The 7,906-nt window shown below is 43.4% G+C and carries 7 protein-coding genes and 2 pseudogenes; 4 read left to right on the forward strand and 5 right to left on the reverse strand.

The window, feature by feature from the left end:
- Positions 1-307 precede the first annotated feature (307 nt).
- Positions 308-1,624 (reverse strand): MipA/OmpV family protein, encoded by a 1,317-nt coding sequence (locus tag JC606_RS18815; RefSeq protein WP_137407504.1) that lies wholly within the window; start codon positions 1,622-1,624, stop codon positions 308-310.
- 81 nt (positions 1,625-1,705) lie between these two features.
- Between JC606_RS18815 and JC606_RS18820 the strand changes: the two genes are divergently transcribed.
- From JC606_RS18820 to JC606_RS18830, 4 genes and pseudogenes are all read left to right on the forward strand, one after another.
- Positions 1,706-2,170, forward strand: a complete 465-nt coding sequence (locus JC606_RS18820) for a hypothetical protein (RefSeq protein ID WP_137407505.1) — start codon at positions 1,706-1,708, stop codon at positions 2,168-2,170.
- Between the two features lie 23 nt (positions 2,171-2,193).
- Positions 2,194-3,379, forward strand: a pseudogene (locus JC606_RS23700) (alkaline phosphatase family protein); the annotation flags it as partial.
- Positions 3,380-3,459: 80 nt separating this feature from the next.
- Positions 3,460-4,182: pseudogene (locus tag JC606_RS23705) on the forward strand (alkaline phosphatase family protein); the annotation flags it as partial.
- Between the two features lie 110 nt (positions 4,183-4,292).
- A complete protein-coding gene (locus JC606_RS18830) occupies positions 4,293-4,742 on the forward strand; it encodes a tellurite resistance TerB family protein (protein ID WP_198779169.1) in 450 nt (149 codons plus the stop codon).
- A 118-nt stretch (positions 4,743-4,860) separates the two neighbouring features.
- Here the strand turns inward: JC606_RS18830 and JC606_RS18835 are convergent, their stop codons facing one another.
- The 4 genes from JC606_RS18835 to JC606_RS18850 form a co-directional block, all read right to left on the reverse strand.
- Positions 4,861-5,298, reverse strand: coding sequence for a hypothetical protein (locus JC606_RS18835; protein ID WP_008222104.1), 438 nt, complete (start codon positions 5,296-5,298; stop codon positions 4,861-4,863).
- Entirely contained in the window at positions 5,288-6,172 is an 885-nt protein-coding gene (locus JC606_RS18840; RefSeq protein WP_198779170.1) for a winged helix-turn-helix domain-containing protein, read from the reverse strand. The genes JC606_RS18835 and JC606_RS18840 overlap by 11 nt, the downstream gene beginning before the upstream one ends.
- 65 nt (positions 6,173-6,237) lie before the next feature.
- On the reverse strand, positions 6,238-6,918 hold the full coding sequence (locus JC606_RS18845) for a hypothetical protein (RefSeq protein WP_198779171.1): 681 nt from the start codon (positions 6,916-6,918) through the stop codon (positions 6,238-6,240).
- Between the two features lie 15 nt (positions 6,919-6,933).
- Positions 6,934-7,290 (reverse strand): antibiotic biosynthesis monooxygenase family protein, encoded by a 357-nt coding sequence (locus JC606_RS18850; protein WP_137407509.1) that lies wholly within the window; start codon positions 7,288-7,290, stop codon positions 6,934-6,936.
- Positions 7,291-7,906: the final 616 nt, after the last annotated feature.

Here is a 7,906-nt window from a genome sequence, read left to right on the forward strand (position 1 = left end):
AATCGATTAACAGATAACAAACACAGTTAGAACACCATAAATACCCAGGATGTCGATATAATATAAGTCATTGTAAATAATATAAAAAAGTTAACAAGTAATGAAAGAAGGTTAAATAATCAAATAGTAGTAAAATCCGAAAAGGAGACAGGAAATATTAGATAATCAGAATAAACTCATATATTAGGTTTCAGTTGAAGTGGCTTTAGAATAGTTAATTATCAGTGACTAATAGTGATTAGCTCTTTTCTTTTATGATAAAAAATGCCGCTCTATTTGGAGCGGCATTTTTAGTAGATGTAATACTTTAGAACTCGTATTGGAAGTAAACCGTGTTGTAGTTACTGCCACCTTTGATACGTCCAAACTGGGACGCATTTTCAAAGATCGCCGAGCGGTGATGCAGTGAGTAACCAAACCATAAATTGTTGAGGTCATTCTTACCGATAAGGTCACCGACGTTCACATCAAATGAGAAGTCCAAATAGTTTAACAGGTGGCTTGCCGTGTAGCCCTTACGATCCATTTCAGAGCCTTCGATATAAGTAATCGAATCTATGTAAGACATACCCTCTGCGACACCGAATCGCCACTGAGTTGGCCAGTTGAAGGTGTAGTACGCTTTAATTGCAATGATGTATTCCGTGCTACTGGATTGAACCTCTGAACTCCAATGGTGAGCGATACCTGGCGTTAAGTAGATATCCAACGGCAAACCAAAGATCTCATCAGTCAAAGGGTGGCCATAAAAGAATGATGTGAGTTGGTGATTGTACTCGTCTTTCTCGGTGTTGAATTTCATGATGTCGCCGATATTCGACGGCGTTGCCCAACCATGCGCCACACGTAAATAAGGTGCGTTGCTTAACTTAGGCTTAGGCGCTTTCTCTTTGTCATTAAAGAAACCAAAACCAAGGTAAAGTTCGCCTTGATAACGATCTTCGATAATGGAAGAGTCGTAGGCGTTATCATCCAATCGAGTCACACTGGTTGAACCCAATAGATAAAGGTTGGAGATAACATGGTAACGCGCTTCAACGCCAAGATTTAAATCTACACCTGCACCGATCGACTGACCCGCAGCTGAGTAGTACTCACTGTTAAAATCCGCACTCTTATAGCGCAGTGTTGCACTTGGGTAGAACTCCCAATCGCCAGTTTCGTACTTCGCTTTCGCACGCAAATTGCTGTGAAGGTTGAATTCACTATCACTCATGATTTCCGTTTCAACCGCCCACTGTTCGTCCAACTGGTATGTCAGTTGTCCACCATAGTCAGCGGTATCACCTTCAATCGCGTTCTGTGCAGAAGCCGGGATATCAATAAAGCGCATTCGAGATATGGCATTGAAAGACCATTTTTCATCTTCAGTTTGATATAGGTAAGCGCCCATTTCCGTGCCATCAATGAACACGTAGTCGTTTTTAAAGAACAACATCGGAACAAACGAACTTACTGTCTTATCACCACCAGACGTGTCATACGGGATACTGGCAGTACGGAACATTGCCGCAATGCCCCACTCTTGCTCTTCAGCAGCCCACGCCACGCTATTCGCTAAGAAAGCGTTACTTAATAGAATCGTCCCATACGAGATGAGCTTCGGTGAAATTTTGCGCTTCATTCTTGTTTAATTACTCTTTGTAATAAATTTTGTGGTACTGGTTAGACATTTATTGACCATTGTAGCCAACAAATTTTAGGTTTGATCGGAATAGACCGTTACAATGAAGAATATTCTCGGTTAAATGAAAGTATTGTGAAAGTCTCAGAATTACAAAACATTATAGACCACTTACCCAATGATTCCGACCCAGATATCGTTATGGGTGAGGAATGGTTGCCAGAGCGACTGATCAACACAAAGTTAGACGGTGAGATGCTCTTTCTTGAATTCGATAACGCCCCTGAAGAAAACCAAGGGGACAGCGAAGGCCGTGGCTTTGTTGAGCACGAGATCGCAATGATTCGAGAAAAACTCGAGCAAGTGTTGGATGAGCCTTCTGATACCAAAACGAAAGCCGACGCCCTATTAGCAATATTTCTTATGGGACATGAACTTTCTAGCTCAGAAGTTATCGAAATCCTGGAATCAACAGAGCCAGACATTGAACCCAATGAACATGAAATGGCCGCTCCACAATGTAACGCCGAAGCGCTGAACGACTAACCACCAAAGATTTAGGAATCGACTTGAAACGCCCGATGACATTTTCTCTTCCCTTCTTACTCGCTGGCCCTATTTTAAGAAAGACGACCAAAACTGAGGTTGTGCTTTGGGTTGTTACGAGCACACCACTCAATGGTAATGCAGAGCTATACAACCAAGGCCAAGAAGCCCCTTTCTATAGGTCACCACTGAGCGAACACGAATCGATTCAGGTCGGCACACATGCTTGGGTAAGCTTGATTCAATTAAAAGGTGAGTTTCCAACCAACACGCCTTTGGAATATCAGATAGAGACTGATCAAGGTGCGTTAACCAAGTTGGCTCCGCATTTAGTGTACCAAGAGCAACACGACACCACTGGTGCGCCAAGAATAGCCTTTAAAATATCGACCAGCGCCGACTACATCTTGCATGGTTCCTGTCGTAATCCTCATCATCCAAGCAAAGACAGCCTAGTCGCAGCCGATAATAAAGTTGAGCAGCAAGCCGTATTAGAGCGTCCAGATATGCTGATGATGAGCGGCGACCAGATCTACGCAGATCACGTTGCCGGTCCAACACTCGATGCGATTCATCAAGTGATTCAGCTACTTGGATTAGTGAGCGAAGCACTACCGACCGATTCATTAGACGGAAAAATCGATAGCAGTGAAGCTCTGTTTAACAGCGACTATCACCTCTATCAACGTGATCATTTACTACCGCACCATAACACATCACATTCATTGCTCGATAAGTTGTTCCCTAAACGCGGAATACCCATCTTCAGCTCCACTGATTGTGAAAATCACTTGGTGACCTTGTCTGAATTTATTGCCATGTATCTGCTGGTTTGGTCACCGACCTTGTGGCAGTGCATTAACCGCGAACGGTTGATCGAGAATAACTGCATGCAGGCTGGCCGCCAGCTCACACCAGCCGAGCAGCAACAATGGCGTGATGAAAGTGTCATCATCGATGATTTCATTGCCGGTCTGCCGCAAGTACAGCGTCTATTTGCTCATATTCCAACGTACATGATCTTCGATGATCATGATGTCACTGACGACTGGAACCTTACTGTTGGTTGGGAGCATGCGGTGGATCAAAACCAGTTTGCTACACAAGTCATTGGTAACGGCCTTGCGGCTTATTGGATGTGCCAAGGTTGGGGTAATGCACCGGAGAACTTCAACCACGATTTTATGGAGCAAACGAAAGAGCTGTTCTCGGAGTTGGTGAATACCAATCAGAGCGAAAAAGCTATTGAAGCGCCTATTGGGCAACTCGAACCTGCAAGACACAAACAGTATCTTGAAATGCTCGATCGCTTTGAAGAGTGGCACTACACCATCAACACTTCGCCGAAAGTGATTGTGTTGGATACTCGTACCCGCCGCTGGCGCTCCGAGTCTCGGATGAACAAACCGTCCGGCTTGATGGACTGGGAAGCATTGGTTGAACTCCAACATCAGTTACTTCATCAAGATAAAGTGGTGATTATCTCCGCCGCACCGATGTTTGGCGTGAAGTTTATTGAAACGCTGCAAAAGATGGCTACCACAGTAGGTAAGCCACTGGTGATTGATGCTGAGAACTGGATGGCGCACCCTGGTAGTGCCAACACGCTGATTAGTATCTTTACTCATACCAAAACACCAACGAACTTCGTGGTACTTTCTGGTGATGTACACTACTCCTTTGCTTACGACATTAAGCTTAGATATCGCCGCAACAGTCCGAACATTTACCAGATTACCTGCAGCGGTATTAAAAACCAGTTCCCTGCGCCATTGCTAAAATTCTGCGACGTATGTGACCGGCTGTTGTATAGCCCACGCTCGGTGCTTAACTATTTCACCAAACGTAAGCGTTTAAAAATAGAAAAGCGAAGCCCAGACAATCAAACCTTCTATCGCCTTTCGAACCGCAGCGCGATTGGTGAATTAAGGCTAAATAGCGAAGGCAAACCACAATCCATCACCACCCTAAGCGGCGATGGCAAAGTAACGCGTTTTCCAGAGCCAACCTAATATGTTCCTTATTACTGGCTTATACGTAATGTCAGTTTTAAGTAAAGGGGCTTGCGATCACACTCTGTAGGCCCAATAGTTATATTATTCACCATTACTGGAACGCTCTTATGTTTAATTCACTTACATCGTTATTTAAACAGTTGGTCGAAGGCTCTGATTTAGGCAAAACGCCTACTGCCTCACTAAACTTAGCTATCGCCAGTTTGTTATGCGAAGTCGCAGGCGCAGACCATGAGATCAACGAATCAGAACAAGAAGCGAAGTTGAACTTACTGCAACGTCTGTTGGGCATTACGGAAGAAGAGTCGAAAGCCTTGTTACAACAAGCTGAGCCGCAAGTTGAACAATCTGTTTCTTTGTATGATTTCACCTCCCAACTGCGTGAGCTATCACAGCCAGTGCGAATCGACTTGATTAAGGCGATGTGGGAAGTGGCGCATGCCGATGGAGAGATTGATCCACTTGAAGATTCAGTGATCAGAAAAACCGCTGAACTGCTCTACGTTGACCACAAAGATTTCATCAAGAGCAAACTTGACGTACTTGGCGAAGACTAAGCTAATCATGCAAACGAGCTGCGTTAGGCAATGAACCTAACGCAGCTTTGGATTATTAGTAACACCCCACTCCAACCAACCAGACCTCACTAATCGCCTCAGTGTGCTGCATCATCAATCATCGCATGGCCTTACCATAGAGAATGCCGTTGAGCTCTAGGATCGTACCGTCTTTCGTAATGTACGCGCCTCGTTGATCGGATATCAAAACACTACGCTTGTTGTCATGGTGCTTAATAAACAGATTTTTAACGTTGAAGGTTTGGTTTCCGTGGGCTTGGTGCTGTTCAAGCTGATAGAAATAGTAGTGATTCCCCCAACGCAAAAACACACCGAACAACTGCTTGGTTTGCACGACTCGTCCATTTCGGTCGTAGCCGACATAGCGCATTTTTGAGCGTCCATTCTTCAGCTCAAGGGTCAAGACCTCCCAGCCATAATTCTCGTACTGGCTTTCAAACTGGTACGAACCTTTGGTCGCAACCCCTGAGACTAAACCAAACGCTAAGATCACAAATACGGTTACAACAATTGGCAGCCAAAAGTTACGCTTCATCTGCAGTTCCTTCTACCTTTTCATCCTCTTTCCGGCCTTGTGAACAGCGCCCAGACTTGAAATCTGCACTAATGTCGTGCCAACCACTTTCGTCTAACACCACCACCTGCATACCACCACACTCGATACCCATGCGGTGAAGATAGATCGCCTCTACGCCCGGCTTCACAAGTGAAGTTAAGTCTTCCACCAGCTCTTGTTCTAACTCGACGCTATCATGGTATACATCGACACCCTTGATGGAAGCTCTTTCCATAAACAACCCAAGATAAGACAGGATAATGACGATAAAGAGGCTTACCGCGAGCCCGCTAATAAGCGGCATAAACTTAGAAGATGCTTGCTTGCCTTGTGCCTGAATATTCTCTGATAGCCCTTGAGCGTCAGCTACTTCGTTCAAATTAGAAGCTGATTTTGACTCCAGCACAGTGGATTCTGAGCAAGTAGAACCCTCCTGTTCACTCAAACTGGCAGGTTGCGGTATGCCTTTACCTTGTTCGGCAAGGTTTTCAGACACAATATTGCGCTCAAGAGCGGTATCGCTATCTGTTTCGACACTGCTCTCAGGAGCAACAAAACAGTAGCCTTCCTTTTGTACCGTAATCACTTTGCAGTCGGACCCTACTTCTTTGAGAGCACTGCGAACATTTTTGATTGCGACATTCAGAGAGCTATTAGTAACAATGCGCCCCGGCCAACAATGCGTTAAAAGGAATTCACGACCTAAAGTTTGTGAGCAGTTGTCCATTAAATGCTTTAAAAGCAGACACTCTGATGGCGACAATGTCACGACTTTATTCAAGTACGGGTTAATCAATGTACGGTCATCAAGTTCAATAACCAAATCATACTCTTGTAATTTATTATTATTCATAAGGTGAGCTAACACTGTTAATAATCTCACCTTAGAATAACATGGGAATTTACATTATTTCAGAATCACAGGGATAATTTAAAGCCCAATTCACTGACATTGACGCTAGCGAAGCCTAATTTAACCGCGTTAAGTTCATTAGCAATATCAAGAGCATGTTGCTCATCCTTTGCCAATACCGCAATAGAATATATTGGTCGAATCATCGCTGTCTGATTTGGCTTCGGCTCGGCAATAGATTGAATTTTTATATAAGCCGAAGTAATCACGCCTTGAGTGCTCCAATCGACCACCTTTTGTAAATCAACACTAATAATTTTATCTACCAGCATTTGATCTTCAGGCTCTTTCCAAGTCAACTCAATCGCATAGTTTTTAAAAGCAACTTGAGTATCTAGCCATTTACTTCCGATGTCTCTTACTTCTGTTATTTCAGCTAGCTCTTTAAATTGAAAAGGAAGATTTCCTATAACACGTCTTACTTCCTCTTCACTATCGGCTTCCATTACAAATTTAATTATTGGAAACTGATTTTCGCCAATAAAGCTTTCAGAAACAAACATATCGTGAATTAAGCCAGCATCAATTAAGTTAGCAAATGCCTTCTTCTGTTGAGGCATCACATCAAATACAGCTTGAGCATCTTTTGTTTTCCAAGCAACCGATACGCCATAGGCAGCTGAATAGCTATTAACCGAGAACAGAAAGCTAAAAATAACTAAAAACAGTCGTGGTACATATTTCATTCAGGACACTCTCTATTAATTTCGGATGACTTCGTAAAGGTTAGGGTTTGCAGTAACGCCTTCAAGATTAAGAGCAGGTAGCTCCTCTCTCATTACAGAGATAGCATCTATGAAGTGTTTTTGGCTTTCCCAGTTTGCGACGTTTACGTAAAGGTAAGTGGCGTCTGTACTTAACGCTCGATGTAATGTAGTAGAGATATAACCGGGTTGTTGGACTAGCACGTCCCTAGCACTTTCCCAATACGCTAAAGTCGCGGCTTCATGGGCTGGCTCGACTGAAAAAGTGTTTATCAATACAACTGGGTTTGCCGAAACCAACGCACTGACGCTTATCGCCCCCAGTGCCAATCCATACTTAATAATGTGCTTCATCCTATTCTCCTTGTTTTGGGTGAGCTAACGCTATCATCTAGCCCTACCCAATCAAGGCTGCAACCTGCGATTTAATATTAATTAAAAAGCTAAATTTCAAACCAATATTATTCACTCATTAAATAAGCGATGTAGCCATTCACTATTGATAAGCCACTCGCTGAAATTAGGTTTTTTGGATAACCATTCTCTACCTTTCGACACATAAGACGCAATTCAAGTCAGTCCCAGAGCTAACTACCCGACATTTAAAGTAATTTCCGAGGCCAACTCTCAAAATGGGCAGCTCCCTTGCCTAACCCTTTCGCTATATGGTGCTATTCGGTCAAATTGATTCTCTTTTTAAAAATGAGGTAGCTTTCTGACTAGACACATCTAGCATTCAAAAAAAACACTTTAAATCAGTTACTTAAACATGGCACGTGACTTGCTAATTCAATATGCCACTCATTAAATAAGGATATTAAAAATGAAAGCATTAACTCCTTTGATATTAACGATGTCATTAAGTGCTGTGATAACTGGTTGTGGCGGCGGAGGTGGCGGCGGTGGCAGCACCAGTGGGCTTTGTTGCGTAAATCGATGGAACCAAATCAAGAAGCTACGATCTGATCAG

The organism is Vibrio sp. IB15 (assembly GCF_016406055.1).
Taxonomy (GTDB): Bacteria; Pseudomonadota; Gammaproteobacteria; order Enterobacterales; family Vibrionaceae; genus Vibrio; species Vibrio chagasii.